The following is an 18415-nucleotide window of genomic DNA, read 5'->3' as shown; positions in this document are numbered from 1 at the left end:
GGACGAGCTGGATGAGAAAAAACAACCGATAATGGCGCGTAAATATCCTGTCAACGTGCCGGGAGCGGGGCCAAGATGGCGGCCAACAGGTGCCTGGCTTCCTGACGAAATGGAGAGCGGGATGAGCGCGATCGCTGAGCCACTGCTGCCGGTCATGGGCGAATATCATTGTTCCAACCATCTGATCGGCGATCACGATGCGCTGCGGGCGGCCTGGGCGCGGGACGGCTATTGGTTTTTCCGCGACGTGTTGGACCGGCACGCGATAGCGGACGTGCGGCAGGTCTATATGGATTTCCTGGGCGAAGCGGGAGTGGCCGATCCCGCCGATCCGGAAGGGCGCTATAATGGCGCGGATGTTGAGGGACGCGCCATCCATCATCTGGAGACGCCCCTGAGCGAACGGCGGATCGACCGGATGATCCACGATCATCCGCGCATCAACGCCTTCTTCGACACGCTGTTCGGCTGCGCACCTTGCTGGATTCCCTTCACCTCCCACCGCCATGTCGCCCCAGAACCGGACCGGACGAAGCGCCGTCTGGAATTCATCCATCAGGACGCGACCTATAATGACGGCTTGGACTTCATGGTCTGCTGGATTCCGCTTGCCGAGATTGACGAGGATATCGGCGGTCTCGCCTTGATTGAAGGCGTGCATTGCAACGGCGATCTGCATCGGCATGAAGGCATGAAGATCCTGCCGATTCCTGAAGCCGAAGTCGCGATGGCATCCTGGAAACGCACCCATTACCGCCCCGGCGACGTCCTGCTGATGGACCCGGGTACGCCCCATTCGGGCGTGCGCAACCATTCGGATCGCTTTCGCCTGTCGATGGATACGCGCGTAATTCCATCGAATGGCAATATTCCTGTCATGGGGACAGTCGAAGCGGCCGATGTGGACGGCATATTGTTGAACATCGGTGCCGAACAACGCCGCTTCCGCTTTGACGATCGAAGCTTCGTTCGGGGGCAGAAGGGCGATCAGATGCCGCTGTCCGACGTGCCCGCACGCTATGGTCGCGGGATCGAAGTGATCGCTACCACCGATGGCGACACCATCCGCAACTTGCGCCCGTTGCGCTGACCCAAGGATCAATGCCTGTGACTGAACCGACCCTTCACTGGAACCGCCTGGCCGACAAGGTTGCGATTGTAACCGGCGCGGGGGCCGAAGCCAGCGACATCGGCATCGGCAGGGCGATCGCTTACATCATGGGACGCGAAGGCGCGTCGGTGGTGTGCGCGGACTTGGACCTCAGCCGCGCGCAGGCGACCGCCGCGATGATCGAAGAAGCGGGCGGGACGGCGATTGCGCTCGCCGGGGACGTGAGCAGGCCCGGCGACTGCGAAGCCCTGGTCAAGGCGGCGATCGAGCGGTTCGGTAACCTCGACATCTTGATCAATAATGTCGGCGTGTCGGTCAGCGTCAAGCTCGCCGAGGTGACACTGGAGCAGTGGAACCGGACGCTGGAGATCAACCTGACCAGCGTCATGCTGATGAGCAAATTCGCGATTCCGCAAATGGCGCGTCACGGCGGCGGCGCGATCGTCAATATCTCGTCGATCGCGGGGATGCGCGCGATGGGATCGCTGGTCTATGGCCCGTCCAAGGCGGCAATGGCGCAATTGTCGCGCGAACTGGGCGTGCTGCACGGGCGTCAGGGTATCAGGGTGAACACGGTCGCCCCCGGCCATGTCATGACGCCCCATGCGATGGCGAAAGTGCCCGCGCCGATGCGCGAGGCGCGGCGCAAGGTCGGTCCGCTCGGCATCGAAGGCGACGCCTGGGACATTGCGCAGGCGGTGCTGTTCCTCGCGAGTGACGAAGCGCGGTTCATCAACGGCGTCCATCTGGCCGTCGACGGCGGGGTGGAGGGGATCGGACCGCTCACCGGCCACGCTTTCGTCACCGAAGCCTGACCCCCCGCGCTGGCGCCGGCCCTTCTATCCTGAACCGAGCGCGGCGAAGGCCACGGCCTTGGCCGCGACGGACGCACGCACATCATCGCCCACGACCAGGCGCAACGGCGGATCATCGCTCTCGATCGCGGCAATGATCGCCTGCGCGACCGTTTCGGGGGGTGCGCCGGCCGTGGCATAATAAGCGTCCAGCGCGTCCTTCCCCGCGCCAGAGAGAAAATCATATTCGGGCAGGCGGCGCGTGGTGGCGCGCGTGCCATGACTGATGAAGCGGGTGTTGATCGCACCCGGTTCTACCAGCATGGCCTTGATGCCGAAGCGCGCGACTTCGCGCACCAGCGCCTCGGTAAAGCCTTCGATCGCGAACTTGCTGGCGCTGTACGCGCTCAATCCCGGCGTGCCGTTGATGCCGCAGCCCGACGAGACATGCACCAATATGCCGCCGCCCTGCGCGCGCAGCCGGGGCAGCACCGCTTCCGCCACGGCCCATGTGCCAAAGACGTTGACGTCGAACAGCGCCTTCACTTCGTCCAGCGCGGTTTCCTCGAATGCACCAAACAGGCTTCGGCCGGCATTGCTGACCACGATGTCGATCGGCCCGCCGTCGAAGGCGCGAGCGATCGCGCCGGGAATGTCGGCATGGATGGCAATGTCGAGCCGCAACGCGATCGCCCGCCCCGGTGCGATCGCCTCGAAAGCGGCGCAGGCCGCCTCGTCGCGCGCGGTGCCGATGACCGCATCGCCCCGATCGAGCGCCGCGCGCGCCAGCGCCGCGCCGATGCCGCTGGAAATGCCCGTGATCAGCCAGCGCTTCATAATCGTCTCCTCAGTTCCCGAAGAAGCGGTCGCCTGTTCCACCGACGCCCCCGAACGAATTGTGACGAATTCCGGCGACGCTGGCGACATTGGGACAAATTGGGACAATGAGCGATCACATGGATGATGGCATGGCCGTTTCCGCCGCGCCGGGGCGGTGCTATGCAAGGGCCATGTCTATTCAGCCGCACACATTGGACGATGACGCATTTCGCGCCCTTGTCCGCGACTTTCTCGCCCGCAATTATCCCATTGATCTGCACTTTCCGAAATATCGGCTGCACTGGGACGAAGTGAAGCCGTGGTACATGATCCTGTCGCGCGAAGGCTGGCTCGCGCCGAACTGGCCGCGCGAGCATGGGGGCCTCGGCCTCTCGCCTTCGCAACAGCTGATCCTGATCGACGAATATGAGAATTATGGCGTCGCGCGCGCGCCCGACCACGGCATAACCCTGCTTGGCCCGCTGCTGATCCGCTATGGATCGGAAGCGCAGAAGGCGGAATTTCTGCCGAAGATCCTGTCGGGCGAACATATCTGGTGCCAGGGCTATAGCGAACCCAATGCAGGGTCGGATCTGGCCAATGTGCGTACCGAAGCCGTGCGCGACGGCGACGAATGGGTGATCAACGGCCAGAAGACGTGGACGACGCTCGCCACCGACGCCAACTGGATGTTCGTCCTGTGCCGTACCGACAAGAGCGTGAAGAAACAGCTCGGCATGTCCTTCCTGCTGGTGCCGATGGACCTGCCCGGCGTCACCGTGCGGCCGATCATCAACCTGGAAATGCATGACGAGTTTTGCGAGGTATTTCTCGACAATGTCCGGGTGCCCGCGGAAAATCTGGTCGGCGAGGTCAATCAGGGTTGGTCGATGGCCAAGGCGCTGCTAGGGTTCGAGCGCATCTTCTTTGGATCGCCGCGCCAGTCGGCGAGCGCGCTGGTCAAGCTGCGCGAGATGATCAAGACGCTGGGACTGGGCGACGATCCGCTGGTGCGCGACCGTTATGTCCGGTTCGAGCTGGACCTGGAGGATCACAAGGCGTTGTTTGAAAGCTTCGCCGACCGCGTCCGGCGCGGCGAGACGCTGGGTGCGGACGTGTCGATGCTCAAGCTGAACCAGACCGATCTTTACCAGCGGATCACCGATTTCATGCTGGAGCTGGCCGGCGAGCAGGCGGCGCTGACCGGATCGATCGCGGGCAATGCCGACATCGCGCCGGGGCATAGTTTCCTCCAGTCGCGGCCCACCACCATTTATGGCGGCACGAGCGAAATTCAGCGCGGCATCATCGCGCGCGAGGTTCTGCGCCTGCCCAGTTGAAAGCCGGTTCGGATAGGACGGCACAGATTGCAGGAGAGAGTAACCATCATGTCGTCAGCAAGTGTCGGACTCGCGGAAAAGCCCGCCCATGTACCCACCGAACGGGTGGTCGATTTCGATTTCGGCGCGCCGGCTGGCGCCGGGGACGGCCCGATCGCGGCGTTCAACCGCCTGCATGACGGTCCCGACCTGTTCTGGACGCCGCGCAATGGTGGCCACTGGATCGCGACCCGCGCCTCCGACATCGAGTTCGTGCAGAAACATAGCGATCCGTTTTCGATGCGTCGGGTAACATTGCCAGAGGAGGGGCGTCCGCCGGTGCTTCCGCTCGAACTCGATCCGCCAGTGCACAGTCGCTATCGCACCATCATCAACAGCTTCTTCACGCCGCGCGCGGTCAAGGGGTTGCAGGATGAAGCGCGGATATTGGCGATCGACCTGATTGAAGGCTTCAAGCATAGCGGCCAATGCGAATTCATCGGTGAATTCGCGCAGCGGCTGCCGATCACTATCTTCATGAAGATGGTCGACCAGCCTGCGGACGACACGGCGGAATTGCTCGGCTGGGCCGAGGCCGCCGTCCGCCCCAAGGCACCGGGCGACCGGGTGGCGGCGCATCAGAAAATGCAGGCCTATCTTCGCAACGTCATCCAGGAGCGGCGGAGCAATCCGCGCGACGACCTGCTGAGCGCGGTGATCGCGGCGGAAGTGAACGGCGAGCCGATCGCCGAGAATGAACTGATGGGAATGCTCACGACCATCATGTTCGGCGGCCTGGATACCGTCGCATCGTCGCTGGGGGTCGCCGCGCAATATCTGGCCGAACATCCCGACCAGCGCCGGCAGTTGATCGCGCGGCCCGAATTGATCGCCAATGCCGCCGACGAACTGATCCGGCTTGCCTCCCCGTCTTCGACCGCGCGAACGCTCACCAGCGACATCGAGTTGAGCGGCGTGCTGTTAAAAGCCGGCGACAAACTGTGGGTGAAGCCGCTGCTGCACGCACTGGACAAGCGCAAGTTCGATAATCCGCTCGAGGCGGATTGGGAACGGCCCGCGCTGGAGCGCAATTATGCCGCCTTTGGCAACGGCCCGCATCGCTGCCCCGGCGCGACGCTGGCGCGAAGCGAAATACGCATCTTCCTGGAAGAATGGCTGACGCGCATCCCCGACTTCCGCGTCGATCCCGATCAGTCCTGCACTTATGGCTTTGGCATGGTCACGGCGTTGCTGAAGCTGCCGTTGATCTGGGATCCCGCTTCGGTTCGCTGATCCGGGCGGGCGCAGGGCCCCGCACGCCGATCATCGGGCTTCGCGGAAATTCAGTTCGAACAGGACGCCATCGACCTGCGCGACGAAGATTTGCCGCAGGCTGATTTGCGGCACCTCGGCTTCGCGAAACTCCAGCCCCGCCTGTGCCAGGCGATCGCGCACTTGCGCATAATCCTCACAGGTGAGCGCGATGTGATGAATGGCGCCGCTGCCCGTCATCGTGGGGGCCGGCAATGTCTCGCCGGGTTCGTAACGCGCGAAGGTGCCGGCTACATGGATGACCGCCACCCGGTTCCGGTCGAGCACCCAACCGCTTTGCTCGGTCGAGGTCCGGCCCGGCGGTGGCACGACTTGCATTTGCAGGATGTCGCGGAAGAATGCGAGCGACGCGGATGGGTCGGGCACGCGCAGATTGACATGTTCAAGCCCCACGACAGCCATTAGTCCCCCTCCCATACGCCATGATCAACGCGCAGGCGCACCAGCTTCAAACTCTGGATGCGCCAGCCGCCGTCCTGCTTGACATAGGTTTCGTGATAATGGCCGTAGCCGTGGAGCGTGCGGTTCGGTCGCGCCGATTGCGCATCCCAGCGCAGCATGTCCTCCATCGCCCAGATGCCGGTCGCCGTCGTTTCGGATATGACCTCGATCTCAGGGCAATGGCCATGATGGATGCTGATGCAGCCCGTGAGCGGGGTGCTGGCGGCTTCGGCGATGCTGTCCGGCCCGATCAGGATGCAGCCGGGCCGGTCATTGCTGATGTCAAACGCGGCATCGGCCGCGAAGACGGCCCGGAATCCATCCCAATCCTTGCCGTCCACGCACCGGAAATAGCGCGCCTTGAGCTGCTTGATCTCCTCGATCGCGACCAGCCTGTCGATCGGCGTCACCGTCGGCGCGTCCTAGTTGATCGAGCGGACGAAGCCGCCATCGACGCGATAATTGGCGCCGGTCATGTAGGAAGAAAGCGGCGAGGCGAGAAGGGCGACCATGCGACCGATATCCTCCGGCCGACCGAAATGATCGACGGCGAGGCCGTGGATTTCGCGCGCGAATTTCGTCTCGATGGCGTCCCAATCATCCGGGTCCATACCCATTTTCCCGGCCATGTCGGTGAAGGTGCGCTTTACCGCGGGCGTCAGGATGGTGCCGGGCGTTACCGTATTCACGGTAATGCCGGTAAAGCTCAATGTGCGCGCCAGCGACGTCGTCATATTGACCATCGCGGCTTTCACCGCCTGATATTCCGCAAGGTCCGGACCGGTCTGGGTCGCCGAACTGCTGCCGATATTGATGATGCGTCCCCAGCCGCGCGCCTTCATGGCCGGCGTCAGATGCTGGATCAGGCGGACGGCTGCGCCGATATTCTGTTCAAAGGTCCAGAGCCAGTCGGACCAGGGCGTTTCCAGCCAGGGCGGGTTGAGTTTCGCGCCGCCGCGCTGCGAGCTGGCCCGCCCGCCGGTATTATTGACCAGGATGTCGATCCCGCCAAGCCACGCGGCAACCGCCTCTGCGACAGCGGTCGTGCCATCTTCGAGGGCAAGATCGCCCAGGATGAAATCGGCTGTCCCGCCTGCTGCGCGTATCTCGGCGGCGACCGCCTCGCAGCGTTCGCGATTGCGTCCCTGCACCATGACGTTCGCGCCTTCTGCGGCCAGGATGCGCGCGATGCCCGCGCCAATGCCCGAACTGCTGCCGGTTACGAGTGCGCGCTTGCCGCTGAGCTGCAAATCCATCGCTTATCCTTTCTCGTCGCTTGTCGTGCGGCTCTATTCGGAAAGACGGACGTGCCGGCCTTCGCGCGCCGAGACGAACAGCGCCTCGACCGCGCGATGCACGGCAGCGGCTTCGGCAAAGCTTGGCGAGGCTTGTTCAGCGCCCTTGACCGCCTGGAGCATGTGGTAGAACATCCAGTCCATCGCGACGTAGGGCTGATCGGCGCCGGCCTGGCTGTCCGGCACCGCCTGATAGTGCGTATCGAGCGGCACGGGCGCGCAGATGCGCTGTCCATAAGGCATCAGGCGGCTGTCGCCGGCATAGAGGGTCTGGCCGATGCCGTTGCCGAAGCTTGGGTCAGTCAGCAACAGACGCCCCTTGTCACCCCAGATCTCGATGCGCATCCCTTCGGTGTCGGGCACGCACCATCCCGCCTGCACGCTGCCGATCGCGCCGTTGGCGAGACGGATGGTCGCCGATCCCAGATCTTCATTTTGCGGGTTCAGCGTCTTGCCGTTGGGCAAATCCCAGACGTCCACGCCCTTCGCCACCATGCCGCTGACGGTATCGATCGGTCCGAGAAGATGAGTGAGATAGAGCAGCGAATGGGTCGCGAAATTGCGCCATCCGCCCGCGCCTGTACCCGCGTCGGCCAGCCAGTAATAGGGATCGACCGAAGGCGAAAAGGCACTGAAAGCATAGGTTTTGCCTTCCTGGCTCACAAGCGGCAAGAACAGCTGGACATTGAAGCCGAGCGGCTTGCCGATGAAGCCATCGTCGATCATCGCCTTCATCTGCTGCGCGGCGGGCACCCAGCGGAACTGCGCATCGACGACACCGACCACGCCTTTTTCCTGCCGCAGCGCGTTCAGCTCGTCCGCCTGTTCGGTGCTGCACGCAAAGGGCAGGGCTGAATAGACATGTTTGCCGGCCGCCAGCGCATCGCGCACGATCGGTACGCGGATCGAGGGGCGGGTGCCGACGTCGACGATGTCGATGTCGGGATCGGCGCAGAGTTCGCGATGATCCCAATAGGCCTTGGCGATGCCATGCGCTTGCGCCGCCGCGCACGCGGTTTCCTCATGCGCGGTGCAGATCGCCACGACTTCGACATCCGGACGGCGACGCCACGCGCCGCCATGCACCTTGAGGCTCCAGTTGGCGCTAACGATGCCTACGCGCAGGGGCTTTGCCATATTGTCTCCGATGCTGTGACTGACTGCCCTGCTTCAAAGGGCGGTGTAGTTTCCGCCGTCCAGACAGACTGTCTGGCCGCTCATATATTGAAACTGGTCGCCCGCGATCGCGAGCACGCCGGGCGCGATGTCGACATAGGGGTCGCCCATGCGGCGCAGCGGAATGGTCGGCCGGAACCCCTCCCACGCTTCGGGATGGATCTCGAAATAGGTCTTCGTGCTCTCGCTCATGCTGGCCGGCGAGAAGAGATTGACGGTGATGCCGTCATCGCCCCATTCCTTGGCGAGCGACTTGGCGAAACCGCGCAACGCGCCCTTTACCGCCGCATAGATCGGGTTGCTGCCGTCGCCCGACAGGCCGTAATTGGAGGTGATTGCGATGTAGCGGCCATGACCGCTGCGCGCGAGCAGCGGATGGCAGGCCCGCGCCAGATTATAGCAGCCGCGTAGCGTTACCGCCGATTGCGCATCCCATTCGGCAAGGTCGAGGGTCGCAAGGTCGATTGGCCGGTTGGAACGGCCGTGCGCCGCGACCTGGATGGCGATGCCGACGCCCCCGAAAGCGTCGTCCGCCGCCGCGACCGCCGCCTGCACGTCGACCATGCTGGTCACGTCGCCCTGCACCGTCACGGCCTTGCCGCCGGCGCTGCGAATGGCTTCAGCCGTCGCCTCCTGCACGTCCCTGCTGCGTGCCATCGTGACGATATTGGCGCCCTCGCGCGCGAATATGGTGGCGAGCGCGCTGCCGATTCCGGTTCCCGCGCCGGTGATGAGCGCGGTGCGCCCGGCAAGCAATCCAGTCATGGCGTCATCCAATCTCCGCCATCGGCGACCAATGTCTGACCCGCGAGCGCCTGACCCGCCGGTCCGGCAAGCGCCATCACGAGCGGGGCGATGCTGTCGGCGGTGATAAGGTTGCGGCCAAAGCCGCCCACCTCGAAGCGGGTGAGGTAAGGCACCTCCGCCAGCTGCGGCGTCAGAAAGGCGGGATGGACCGCGATCCAGTTGACCGCGATGCCCTGGCGCAGCGACTGGCGCGCCGCTGCCTTGACGAAGCTGCGCTGCCCTTCGACCGCCGTGGCCAGCGCCGCCACTTGCGCGCCGCCGACCAGCGACAGCGCCGGGCCGAGGCCGATGATCGCGCCGCCCTTGCCGGTCGCGATCATCGCCTTGCGCGCGGCGAGCAACGTGGCGACGGTGCGGCGCAGCGGCGCTTCGCACTGCGCCTGCCAGAGATCGTCGTTGACGTGCGCGAACAGGCGTGGCGCGATCGCCGGGGTCGGCATATGCGCATGGACCAGAGCGCAATGGCCCTTGTCTGCGATCAGCCGGGAAAGCGCTTCGCCTTCGTCGTCATGAGGGACATAAGCGATCTCCGCCCCTGCCGCCGCGAGCGCATCGCCAAGCGGACCAAGGTCGCATCCGGTGGCGACCAATAAAATATGTGTAGCACGCCCTGTCATGGCGGTTGGCTTCCTCCCCGATCGGGACAGGATAACGAGGGAAGGATGGTACGCAATCGCCCGGCGGCCTCATCCGCGCCAAGTCACATATGCGATGGATGACCCGTCCTGTCGCCAGACCACGAGAGAGCGCTTAAGCCCTAAGCCATGCCCGACATTCTCTATCAGCCGCTCGCGCTCCGCGCCGTCACCCTCGCCAACCGCGCGGTGATGTCGCCCATGTCCCGCTATTTCGCGAAGGAAGGCGTGCCGGGCGCGGACGTCGCGGGCTATTATGCGCGACGGGCTGAGGCGGGCGTGGGCCTGATCATGACCGAGGGCGTCAGCATCGCGCATCCGGTCGCCACCGACAATCCCGGCGTGCCACACCTGCACGGCGATGCCGCACTGGCTGGCTGGAAAGCGGTCGTGGATCAGGTCCATGCACATGGCTGCCCGATCTTTCCGCAGCTCTGGCATCAGGGGCCGATGTGGAATGTCGAGCATACCGCCGGCGGCGACGATGTCGCGGCACTGTCGGCGCTGCGCCCGTCGGGTATCTGGGGACCAGCCGATGGCACCATCTCGCTGCGGCCCAACGCGCGGGAAAAGTCGCTGGAGCCGACCAGGGCGATGAGCGAGGAGGAGATTGCCGACGTAATCGCCGCTTATGCGACATCGGCGGCGAATGCGAAGGCGGTCGGTTTCGACGGTATCGCCATTCATGGCGCGCACGGCTATCTGATCGACAGCTTCCTGTGGAGCTACACCAATCGCCGCACTGACCGCTGGGGTGGCGATCATCGCCAGCGGGCGAGCTTCGGCGCGGAAGTGGTGCGCGCCATCCGCCGCGCGATCGGCGACGACATGCCGATCATGCTGCGCATTTCCCAGTTCAAGATGCAGGATTACAAAGCGCGGCTGGCCGACACGCCCGACGAGCTGGCGATGCTGCTGCAACCGCTGGTCGAAGCCGGGGTCGATGCCTTCGATTGCAGCCAGCGCTTTTTCGACACGCCGCTGTTCGCAGGCAGCACGCTGAATCTCGCCGGATGGGTCAGAAAGTTGGGCGGGGTGCCGAGCATGGCGGTGGGGGGGGTCGGCCTGGACAAAGGCGCTGGCACCGCGCTGCATATCGACCAGTCGCAGCACGCCGCGAACAATATCGGTCCCGCACTCGCCCGGATGGAGCGGGGCGAGTTCGACCTGCTCGCCATCGGCCGGTCGCTGCTGAACGATCCGCGCTGGTTCGCGCGGCTGCGATCGGGAGAGGGCTTTCTGCCGTTCGACCCGGAAAATCTGAAGAGGCTGACCTGATGACCGAGGAACTGCTGCGCCGGATCGACCGGCTGGAATCGCATCAGGCGATCCAGCAACTGCCGATCCGCTATGCGCTCGCCGTCGATTCCCGCAATATCGACGCATGGGTGTCGCTGTTCGTCGAGGATGTGAATTGCGGCAAGGCCGGCACCGGGCGGGAAGCACTGCGCGGGATCATCACGCCGGGTCTCAAGACTTTCTATCGATCGGTCCACCAGATTTGCGGGCATGAGGTCACGTTCATCGACGATGACCATGCGACCGGCCATGTCTATTGCCGGGCCGAGCATGAGGATCGCGGCCAGTGGATCGTGATGGCGATCTGCTATTTCGATCAGTATGAGCGCCGTGACGGAGCGTGGTATTTCACCCGGCGGCGCGAGCGGCACTGGTATTCCAACGATGTCACGGAACGGCCCGGCGTCCCGTTCCAGCGCTGGCCGGGTCATGAGACGCAGCCAAGCTTGCCCGCTGCTTTCCCGAGCTGGGCGGGCTTCTGGCAGGACAGCGATCCTGCCTATATCGCCGAGCTTACCGCGCAGCCCTAGACCTACGCCTTCAAGGCTGCACGCTTGCGTGATGGTCGGATCGTGATCACGCCCGACGCGGCATAGGCTTCGACCTGTTCGGCGAGGCCGATGTCCGCCATGATGTCAGGCGCATCCATCGTCGCGCGCAGCGGGCGACCGGGTTGCAAGGGCGTGCGCGAGAGGCGCGGCACCGGGCCGATCGTCGCAACCGTCCCGCCGTCGGGATGATCCCGATTGAGGAACAGGCCCCGTTCGCGCGCATAGGGATGCGCCATCACCTGATCGATCGCCGATACCGGGTGGACGCCGATGTCGGCCGCGCGCAGCCGGTCGATCTACTCCGCGACGGTCGCTTGCGCGAACGCCTGTTCCAGCGCGATTGCCCGCCGCCCCGGCGGGTGGCTGGCGATGCCGCCCAGCCCCGCGATCTGATCCAGCGCCTGCCAATCGCCGTCGCGCGCGCCCAGGAACAGCCAGCCGTCCACCGCCTGATAGGCACGATGCAGCGCGCTGGTGCCCAGCGCCTTCTGCCCGCGCGGCTGGCGGACCTGCCCGTCAGGTGAAGCGATCAGCATGGCGCTCTGCATCATCGTCGCGGAGAAAGTGAGGGCGGCTTCTACATGCTGGCCGCTGGCCGCGCCGCCCTTGCCGCGCTCATACAGCGCCAGCGCGATGCCGAACGTGCCGAGCAGCGCCGTGCCATAGTCATTGATCGGCAGCGCTTCCTTGGCCGGGCCATAGCCGCCGCCGAACCGCTCCTGAATGCCCGACGCGGCCTGCGCCTGATTCTCGAAGCCCGGCCGCGCCGCCCAGGGGCCGTTACGTCCATAGAGGTTCAACGACATGTAGATGAGCGCCGGGTTGCGCGCGCGCAGCGCCGCATCGCCAAAGCCCAGCCCCTCCGCCACGCCGAAGCGGAAATTCTGGATAAATATGTCCGCCTGGTCGGACAGGCGCAGCAGCATGTCCAGACCCGCAGGATTGGTGAGATCGGCCACCATGCTGCGCTTGCCGCGGTTGAGGTCGGGGTCCGGCCGCTGGCCGAAGGGATTTTCGATCTTCACGACCTTCGCCCCGAATTCGGCCAGCGTGCGGCCGCAGGTCGGACCGACCAGCACCGTGCCGAGATCGACCACCTTGAGGCCGGCGAGCGGCGGGCGATTGTCTTCGGGCGGAAGGGCGCGCGGCTCGCGCGGGGGCAGCGCGGCCAGTTCCGCCAATATCTCCGCGCGATGCTGATCGGGCAGCGGGGCACGCCGGCCCGGCGCGCCCGGCGTGTTGCCGAGCGTCACCAGCAAGCCGGGCTGGACCGTGCGGCCAAAACGCGGATCGTCGCGCTCTATGACCGCTCCGGCCTGCCGCGCCGCCGGAAGCGCGCACCATTCGGTGGTCGTGCGGCACATCGCCACCGGCACCCCGGCGGCGTTGAGGCTGCTTTCCCATTCCAGCGCCGTGCGCGTGCGGAACAACGCCTCCATCTCTTCTAGCAGCGCGGTCGCCTGCTCCGGCGTGGTCAGGAAGGGCTTGCGGATATCGCCAGCGAACGGCGCGTCGAGCCAATGGTCGACGTCGGCCTCATGCACGAACGCGCGCACGAATTTCTCGTGGAAGCAGATCAGATCGACGAAGCGTCCGTCCGCACATTCATAGCTGCGGGTCCAGGGGGTGCCGGGCTTGCCAACCCAGTGTGGCATCCCGATCGCGGTGAAGGTCGCGTCGAACAGCGGCGCCTCGATCCGCTGGCCGCGCCCGTCGCGCTGGCGCGCGATCAGTGCCATCGCGATGCTCATCGCGCCGGTGCAAGCGGCGAACATCGAGGAGACGGGAATCGCGCTGTAGATCGGCCTATCCTCATCGACCTTGGGCAGGGACCGCCCGGCATCGTCGCGCTCCGCCTGAACCTTGAGCAGATAATAGCCAGTCGCTGCGCCCAGCACGCCTTCCCAGGCGGGCATCGCGGCGCGCGGATCGGCGGCGGCGAAGCCGGGGAGCGCGCACCAGATGAGGCCGGGATGGTCTTGGCACAGCTTCTCGGCGTCCAACCCGAGCCGGGTCATCACACCGGGCCGGAAATTTTCGATAACCACATCGGCCGAGGCGATCAGCGCCCGCGCGACCGCCAGATCGTCCGGGTTCTTGAGGTCGAGCGAAATCGCGCGCTTACCGCGATTCCAGATCGCATTGGCGGGCATATCCCAGCGCGGCCCGCCGGGCGGATCGATGCGGATCACATCCGCGCCCTGATCGGCGAGCAGCATCGCAGCGAGCGGCCCGGCAATATATTGCCCAAAGTCGATGACCCGCAGGCCGTCAAGCACACCCGTCATCGCGCGTCCTGCTCCATTCCGATGCGATCCCGCAGCATCCGTGCAATCTCCGCACGATGCGCGCGCACCGTCCCGCCGCTCGCGGCGAGGCGCAGGATGCGGCGCATATAGAGCTGGAGGTCATAGTCCCAGGTAAAGCCGATCGCGCCATGACATTGCAGCGCATCCTCGGCGACGCGCCGCGCATGGTCGGACGCATAGGATTTGGCGATCGATGCCGACATCGCCGCGTCCGCATCATCCTGATCATGCGCCCAGGCGGCATAGTCGATCGCCGCCTTCATGCTCTCTATGCCGAGCGCGCCATTGGCGGCGATATGCTTGAGCGCCTGAAACTTGCCAATCTCATGCCCGAACTGTCGCCGCACCTTCATATAATCGACCGCCAGGTTCAGGCAGACCTGCGCCGCGGCCATCAGCTCGCCCGCCATCAGGATCACACGCAGCCTGTCCCACCGGGGATCGACCGGGCCGACCTCATCCTCCGCGCCGGTTTCCACGCCCTCCAGCAGCAGGTCACCCAGCGGAAAGCTCGGGTCGATGCCCGTCTGGCGGGTGCAGGTCACCCCCGGCCGTGCAAGATCGATCAGCCGGTGACCAGTACCGTCGGGTCCATCCGTCGCGATCACGACCGCATCAGCGGCAAGCGCATAGGGGAGGGCGGCGATCCAGCCAGAAACGCGCCCGGCCGCATCGACAGGCAACGGTTCTCCCGGTGCGATGACGATCAGACGCCTGCCCGCGATCACATCGCGCGCCGCATCGGTATGCGACTGCGCCAGCATGGCAGCCGCCACGATCGCGTCCGCGACGGGGAAGGGGGCGAGGTGCGTGGCGGCGGCGGTCACGACCTGAAGCGCCGCGGCCGCGCCAAGCGCCGCTCCATCCGCATCGGCGGTTGCGACCACGCCGAGCAGGCCGCTCTGGCCCAGCGCCTCTGCGCCGAGCGGCGATTGCGCGCCGGACTCGATGAAGTCGCGTATGGCGGTCATCGGACAATGTTGGTCGAACAGCGCCTGCGCCGCTTCGCCGATCATCCGTTCGTCTTCGGTATATGTGTGATCCATGCTCATCTCGGCAGGCCGAGAATACGCTCGGCGACAATATTGCGTTGAATCTGGGCGGTGCCAGCGACGATCGTATCGGCCCGCGACGAGAAATAGACGTCCTGAAAGCGTCCCTCCCCACAGGTTTCGCCATCGTTCAGCACGGCGTCCTCGCCCAGTACGTCAAGACCAAGCTGGCCGATCTTCTGCCGCGCCTCGGTCCATAGCAGCCGCAGGAAGCTGGCTTCCGCGCCCACCGTCTCACCCGCTTCCAGACGGCTGAGCAGGCGCAGATTCTGGATGCGAAAGATGCGCAGCATCGCGAAGATTTCCGCCGCCTGCTGTTGGAAATCGGCGTCATCCGCGACAACGCCCGCGCCGCGCCGCCGCGTCATGGCCGCGCGAAAGACATGCTCGAACTCGTTTTGAAAGCGCGCCTGACGATAAAGCCGGATCAATGTGCGTTCCCGCGCGACCGACTGGTTGGCGACACGCCACCCGTCATTGACCGCGCCGATCGGGCTGTCGGCGGGGATACGGGCGTTGTCGAACAAAATCTCGTTGAAATCAGCGCGGCCGGTGATCTGCCGAAGCGGCCGGACCTCGATGCCCGGCGTGTGCATCGGCACGGCGAAGACCGTCAGCGCGCCGCTGGTGCGCGCGTCGGGATCGGTGCGGGCGAGCAGGACGCACCAGTCCGCTTCCCGCGCATGGCTGGTCCATATCTTGCGCCCTTCGATCACCCACGCATCACCGTCACGCACCGCGCGCGTCTTGAGCGAGGACAGGTCCGAACCTGCCTCCGGCTCGGTAAAGCCCTGGCACCAGATATCCTCCACCGCCGCGATCCGGGGCAGAAAGCGCGCTTTCTGCGCGTCGGTGCCCGCGCCCATCAGCAGCGGCCCCGCCGTTTCGGTGCCGGCGGTGTTGAACGGTTCAGGCGCGGCGACGCGGCCCAGTTCCTCGCTGACGATCAGCGTGTGAAATATCGATAGTTCCCGACCGCCATATTCCTTGGGCCAATGCACCGCATTATAGCCGGCTTCATAGATTTTGCGGTCCCAGGCGCGGCGGAACTCGGCATTTTCATGCGGGTCTTCCGGCCCCTGAAACGTGCCGCCCCAGCCGGCGGGCAGATTGTCCCGCAGCCACGCGCGCAATTCCATGCGGAACGCGGTCTGCTCGGGTGTGAATGCGAAATCCATGCCTGCTCCCATGACGGATGCGTCCGCCTGTCACGTAGCTTTAGGATCATTGGACCCGGCCCTCACCCTCCAAACGGGGGGTCGCCGGTAGGGGATCAGGCGATCGTGCCGATGCTACGCAGAATGAGCCGAACAAGCTCCGCCTGCCGGTGGACGCCGGTTTTCGCGAACAGCGACTTGAGGTAGCCGCGCGTCGTGTTCTGGGTGATGCCCAGCCGTTCGGCGACCGCGCGCACCGATTGCCCCTGCGCGAGCAGCGCGGCGATCTCGCTCTCCAGCGGGGTCAGGTCGAACAATTCGCGCAGCCGCGCCGGCAAGGCCGCGATGCTGGTAGGATGGTCCGCCGCGCGGTGGATATAAAGGATCACCGCGGGCGCGACCGCCGTATAGACGCGAAAGGAGGGGGCGGGCACTACCAGCAGTTCCGACGGCGGATCCTGTGACAAAGCGAAGGCGCGCGGCGGCGCTTGCGGATAAGCGATGCAGCGCTGAATCGCCATCTCCAGCGCCCGACCCGACACACGGTCGGTCAGGCGAAGCTTGCCATGATGAATGTCGATCCCGGCGATCGAGGCGATGATCCGCTGCGCCTGCGGACCGAAGCCGAGCACGCGCCCGTCTCCACCTAGCGTCAGGATGCCGATGTCCAGCCGCTCGATGACCCGTCGGTTGGCGATGAGCGCGATGCGTCGTTCTTCAAGACGGGTCAGCGTGCGCAGCGCAATCGCGAAATGCGGGACTAGGGTGCGGATGAGCTCGTTCATTGCGCCGGATGCGTCCTGACCGGCGGTGATCAACCACGCGCCCTTGCCCATTTCGACCCAGGGGAGGATGCGCACGCCCTCCAACCTCGCATCCGCGCGCGCCGGTTCCTGCGTCGCGACGTGGCGGCGAAGCCGGTCGGCATCCCATTGAGTGATGGCGTCGAATGGGAAGGGCAGCCCCGGGTCGGCCTTCAGCCAGGCCAGCGAACCATCGGAAGCCTCGACAGCGATCGTAGACGGACAAGCGAGCGCACGATCCATGCGCGTCAGAAATTCCTTCCAGGGCGGCGATTCATGGACGCCTCGATGGATCGCCAGAATATAGTCCATCGGGTTCACAGCAGCTCATCTCTCTCCATGCATCGGCTCGGCGCTCAAAGACGACCCATAAGCCTCTCTGCGCGGTACGCCAGTGGCGCGTTTGCGGGGCTCATGCCAGCGCCAGCACGCTCGTCAGCACGTTGCGCACCAGCTCGACTGGCCCCGCGATCCGGTCTTCGCGTAGATTTTCTTTGAATAGTTGCGCGCGGTTTCGATGGTCAGTCCCAGTTCGACCGCCGCCTCGGCGATCGAGCGACCCTGCGCGATCGACCAGGCGAGTCTCGCTTCGCTGGGCAGCAAACCGAACATGTCCACCAACTGATCGCAGCGGTCGGCCTGCGACCAGCGATCCCCGCTGACATAGGCAATGGCGACCGGCGGCGACGGGGAAACGACCGACCCGTCGCGCAGGGGCCGCAACAGCATGTCCATCAACGGATCGCGCGCCAGGTTGATCGCGCGCGGCGGCAGGTCGGGATCCTGCGCGAATTGCTTGACCAATGCCGTCACCTGACGATCCACCGTCGGCGATTCCGGCGTGAGCCGACCATAGCGGCCGCGCCGCAGGACGGTCGATCGCCGGAACATCTGCTCCATATGCTCGGTCATGTCGATGATCCGGCAACGCGCATCAAGTGTCAGCCATCCGAAATCCAGCCGCCTGAACGCCTCCGATGTCAGAGTTGATCGGGCGCGCTCGCGCTCCAGCGTTGCAAAGGTGCGCAAAGCAATCCGCAGATGCGGCGCCAGAGCGGACATCAGCGCGCTGACCGACGAGCCGATATCCGCTCTACCCAGACAGCCGAGCCACGCTTCGGACCCGCCGGGTTCCGCAACGCGGATGCTCTGGCTATGGATCATGCCCCAAGGCAATATCAGTTCGTCCAGAAAAGCCCGGTGAAGCGGCTCGGCCGGGTCGATCAGCTCCTCGAAGCGATAGACGCGACCCTCGCGCATATTGCGATAGGGAAGCGGGTCGCGGACGAATTTTTCATGGAACAGCGCGCGCAGATGCAGGGGTGGGGATTCGCCGGTGGACAGCTCGAAAATGGGCTGGTCATCGATAGGACGGAAAATCAGCGAGACATAGCCGGCGTTGGTCCGCTCGCGGATGCGGAGCAGGAAGCTATGCCACAAAGGTTGTTCGAAAGCGCCTTCGTGTAAGGCGGTCAGCAGATTGCTGTCATCCAACCGCATAGAATTTTCACCTCA

The 18415-nt window shown here is 65.0% G+C and carries 16 protein-coding genes and 2 pseudogenes; 6 read left to right on the top strand and 12 right to left on the bottom strand.

The window, feature by feature from the left end; genetic code table 11:
* Positions 1-121 precede the first annotated feature (121 nt).
* Positions 122-1090, top strand: coding sequence for a phytanoyl-CoA dioxygenase family protein (locus IWY39_RS18900; RefSeq protein ID WP_107124053.1), 969 nt, complete (start codon positions 122-124; stop codon positions 1088-1090).
* Between the two features lie 11 nt (positions 1091-1101).
* A complete protein-coding gene (locus IWY39_RS18895) occupies positions 1102-1926 on the top strand; it encodes an SDR family NAD(P)-dependent oxidoreductase (protein ID WP_229380583.1) in 825 nt (274 codons plus the stop codon).
* 24 nt (positions 1927-1950) lie between these two features.
* Here the strand turns inward: IWY39_RS18895 and IWY39_RS18890 are convergent, their stop codons facing one another.
* A complete protein-coding gene (locus IWY39_RS18890; RefSeq protein ID WP_181316626.1) occupies positions 1951-2742 on the bottom strand; it encodes an SDR family oxidoreductase in 792 nt (263 codons plus the stop codon).
* 173 nt (positions 2743-2915) lie between these two features.
* Here IWY39_RS18890 and IWY39_RS18885 point away from each other — a divergent pair, with 173 nt between their 5' ends.
* Together IWY39_RS18885 and IWY39_RS18880 are read left to right on the top strand one after the other, a co-directional pair.
* Positions 2916-4064, top strand: a complete 1149-nt coding sequence (locus tag IWY39_RS18885; RefSeq protein WP_107124056.1) for an acyl-CoA dehydrogenase family protein — start codon at positions 2916-2918, stop codon at positions 4062-4064.
* A gap of 48 nt (positions 4065-4112) precedes the next feature.
* On the top strand, positions 4113-5336 hold the full coding sequence (locus IWY39_RS18880; protein ID WP_107123901.1) for a cytochrome P450: 1224 nt from the start codon (positions 4113-4115) through the stop codon (positions 5334-5336).
* A 30-nt stretch (positions 5337-5366) separates the two neighbouring features.
* Here the strand turns inward: IWY39_RS18880 and IWY39_RS18875 are convergent, their stop codons facing one another.
* The 6 genes from IWY39_RS18875 to IWY39_RS18850 are packed head-to-tail and all read right to left on the bottom strand — an operon-like array spanning position 5367 to position 9711.
* Complete coding sequence (locus IWY39_RS18875; protein ID WP_181316628.1) at positions 5367-5777, bottom strand: VOC family protein; 411 nt, start codon at positions 5775-5777, stop codon at positions 5367-5369.
* Positions 5777-6226, bottom strand: coding sequence for a nuclear transport factor 2 family protein (locus tag IWY39_RS18870; protein ID WP_107123903.1), 450 nt, complete (start codon positions 6224-6226; stop codon positions 5777-5779). Before IWY39_RS18870 ends, IWY39_RS18875 begins: the two co-directional genes overlap by 1 nt.
* Positions 6227-6238: 12 nt before the next feature.
* Entirely contained in the window at positions 6239-7072 is an 834-nt protein-coding gene (locus IWY39_RS18865; protein ID WP_107123904.1) for an SDR family NAD(P)-dependent oxidoreductase, read from the bottom strand.
* 33 nt (positions 7073-7105) lie between these two features.
* Complete coding sequence (locus tag IWY39_RS18860; protein ID WP_107123905.1) at positions 7106-8248, bottom strand: Gfo/Idh/MocA family protein; 1143 nt, start codon at positions 8246-8248, stop codon at positions 7106-7108.
* Positions 8249-8281: 33 nt separating this feature from the next.
* On the bottom strand, positions 8282-9052 hold the full coding sequence (locus tag IWY39_RS18855; RefSeq protein WP_107123906.1) for an SDR family NAD(P)-dependent oxidoreductase: 771 nt from the start codon (positions 9050-9052) through the stop codon (positions 8282-8284).
* Entirely contained in the window at positions 9049-9711 is a 663-nt protein-coding gene (locus tag IWY39_RS18850) for an SDR family oxidoreductase (RefSeq protein ID WP_107123907.1), read from the bottom strand. The genes IWY39_RS18855 and IWY39_RS18850 overlap by 4 nt, the downstream gene beginning before the upstream one ends.
* Positions 9712-9858: 147 nt before the next feature.
* On the opposite strand from IWY39_RS18850, the gene IWY39_RS18845 reads away from it, so the two are divergent.
* On the top strand, positions 9859-11007 hold the full coding sequence (locus IWY39_RS18845; RefSeq protein WP_107123908.1) for an NADH:flavin oxidoreductase: 1149 nt from the start codon (positions 9859-9861) through the stop codon (positions 11005-11007).
* Positions 11007-11558, top strand: a complete 552-nt coding sequence (locus tag IWY39_RS18840; RefSeq protein ID WP_107123909.1) for a nuclear transport factor 2 family protein — start codon at positions 11007-11009, stop codon at positions 11556-11558. Before IWY39_RS18845 ends, IWY39_RS18840 begins: the two co-directional genes overlap by 1 nt.
* A 2-nt stretch (positions 11559-11560) precedes the next feature.
* On the opposite strand, the pseudogene IWY39_RS18830 reads toward IWY39_RS18840, so the two are convergent.
* The 5 genes and pseudogenes from IWY39_RS18830 to IWY39_RS18810 form a co-directional block, all read right to left on the bottom strand.
* Positions 11561-13867, bottom strand: a pseudogene (locus IWY39_RS18830) (CaiB/BaiF CoA transferase family protein).
* Entirely contained in the window at positions 13864-14934 is a 1071-nt protein-coding gene (locus IWY39_RS18825) for an acyl-CoA dehydrogenase family protein (RefSeq protein WP_107123911.1), read from the bottom strand. Before IWY39_RS18825 ends, IWY39_RS18830 begins: the two are co-directional and overlap by 4 nt.
* Positions 14935-14936: 2 nt before the next feature.
* Positions 14937-16118, bottom strand: coding sequence for an acyl-CoA dehydrogenase family protein (locus tag IWY39_RS18820; protein WP_181316630.1), 1182 nt, complete (start codon positions 16116-16118; stop codon positions 14937-14939).
* A 95-nt stretch (positions 16119-16213) separates the two neighbouring features.
* Positions 16214-17212: a helix-turn-helix transcriptional regulator gene (locus IWY39_RS18815; RefSeq protein ID WP_107123913.1), complete on the bottom strand. Its 999-nt coding sequence runs from the start codon at positions 17210-17212 to the stop codon at positions 16214-16216.
* A 100-nt stretch (positions 17213-17312) separates the two neighbouring features.
* Positions 17313-18400, bottom strand: a pseudogene (locus tag IWY39_RS18810) (helix-turn-helix transcriptional regulator).
* Positions 18401-18415: the final 15 nt, after the last annotated feature.

Origin of the sequence: Sphingobium sp. JAI105 (assembly GCF_015752145.1) — a bacterium.
GTDB classification, from domain to species: Bacteria; Pseudomonadota; Alphaproteobacteria; order Sphingomonadales; family Sphingomonadaceae; genus Sphingobium; species Sphingobium xenophagum.
This window is presented reverse-complemented; position numbering and strand designations above follow the sequence as displayed.

Bases quoted from the DNA above. Each gene is read 5' to 3' on its own strand.
- IWY39_RS18900 (WP_107124053.1), top strand. From the start codon at position 122: ATGAGCGCGATCGCTGAGCCACTGCTGCCGGTCATGGGCGAATATCAT.
- IWY39_RS18895 (WP_229380583.1), top strand. From the start codon at position 1,102: ATGCCTGTGACTGAACCGACCCTTCACTGGAACCGCCTGGCCGACAAG.
- IWY39_RS18890 (WP_181316626.1), bottom strand. From the start codon at position 2,742: ATGAAGCGCTGGCTGATCACGGGCATTTCCAGCGGCATCGGCGCGGCG.
- IWY39_RS18885 (WP_107124056.1), top strand. From the start codon at position 2,916: ATGTCTATTCAGCCGCACACATTGGACGATGACGCATTTCGCGCCCTT.
- IWY39_RS18880 (WP_107123901.1), top strand. From the start codon at position 4,113: ATGTCGTCAGCAAGTGTCGGACTCGCGGAAAAGCCCGCCCATGTACCC.
- IWY39_RS18875 (WP_181316628.1), bottom strand. From the start codon at position 5,777: ATGGCTGTCGTGGGGCTTGAACATGTCAATCTGCGCGTGCCCGACCCA.
- IWY39_RS18865 (WP_107123904.1), bottom strand. From the start codon at position 7,072: ATGGATTTGCAGCTCAGCGGCAAGCGCGCACTCGTAACCGGCAGCAGT.
- IWY39_RS18860 (WP_107123905.1), bottom strand. From the start codon at position 8,248: ATGGCAAAGCCCCTGCGCGTAGGCATCGTTAGCGCCAACTGGAGCCTC.
- IWY39_RS18855 (WP_107123906.1), bottom strand. From the start codon at position 9,052: ATGACTGGATTGCTTGCCGGGCGCACCGCGCTCATCACCGGCGCGGGA.
- IWY39_RS18850 (WP_107123907.1), bottom strand. From the start codon at position 9,711: ATGACAGGGCGTGCTACACATATTTTATTGGTCGCCACCGGATGCGAC.
- IWY39_RS18845 (WP_107123908.1), top strand. From the start codon at position 9,859: ATGCCCGACATTCTCTATCAGCCGCTCGCGCTCCGCGCCGTCACCCTC.
- IWY39_RS18840 (WP_107123909.1), top strand. From the start codon at position 11,007: ATGACCGAGGAACTGCTGCGCCGGATCGACCGGCTGGAATCGCATCAG.
- IWY39_RS18825 (WP_107123911.1), bottom strand. From the start codon at position 14,934: ATGGATCACACATATACCGAAGACGAACGGATGATCGGCGAAGCGGCG.
- IWY39_RS18820 (WP_181316630.1), bottom strand. From the start codon at position 16,118: ATGGATTTCGCATTCACACCCGAGCAGACCGCGTTCCGCATGGAATTG.
- IWY39_RS18815 (WP_107123913.1), bottom strand. From the start codon at position 17,212: ATGGACTATATTCTGGCGATCCATCGAGGCGTCCATGAATCGCCGCCC.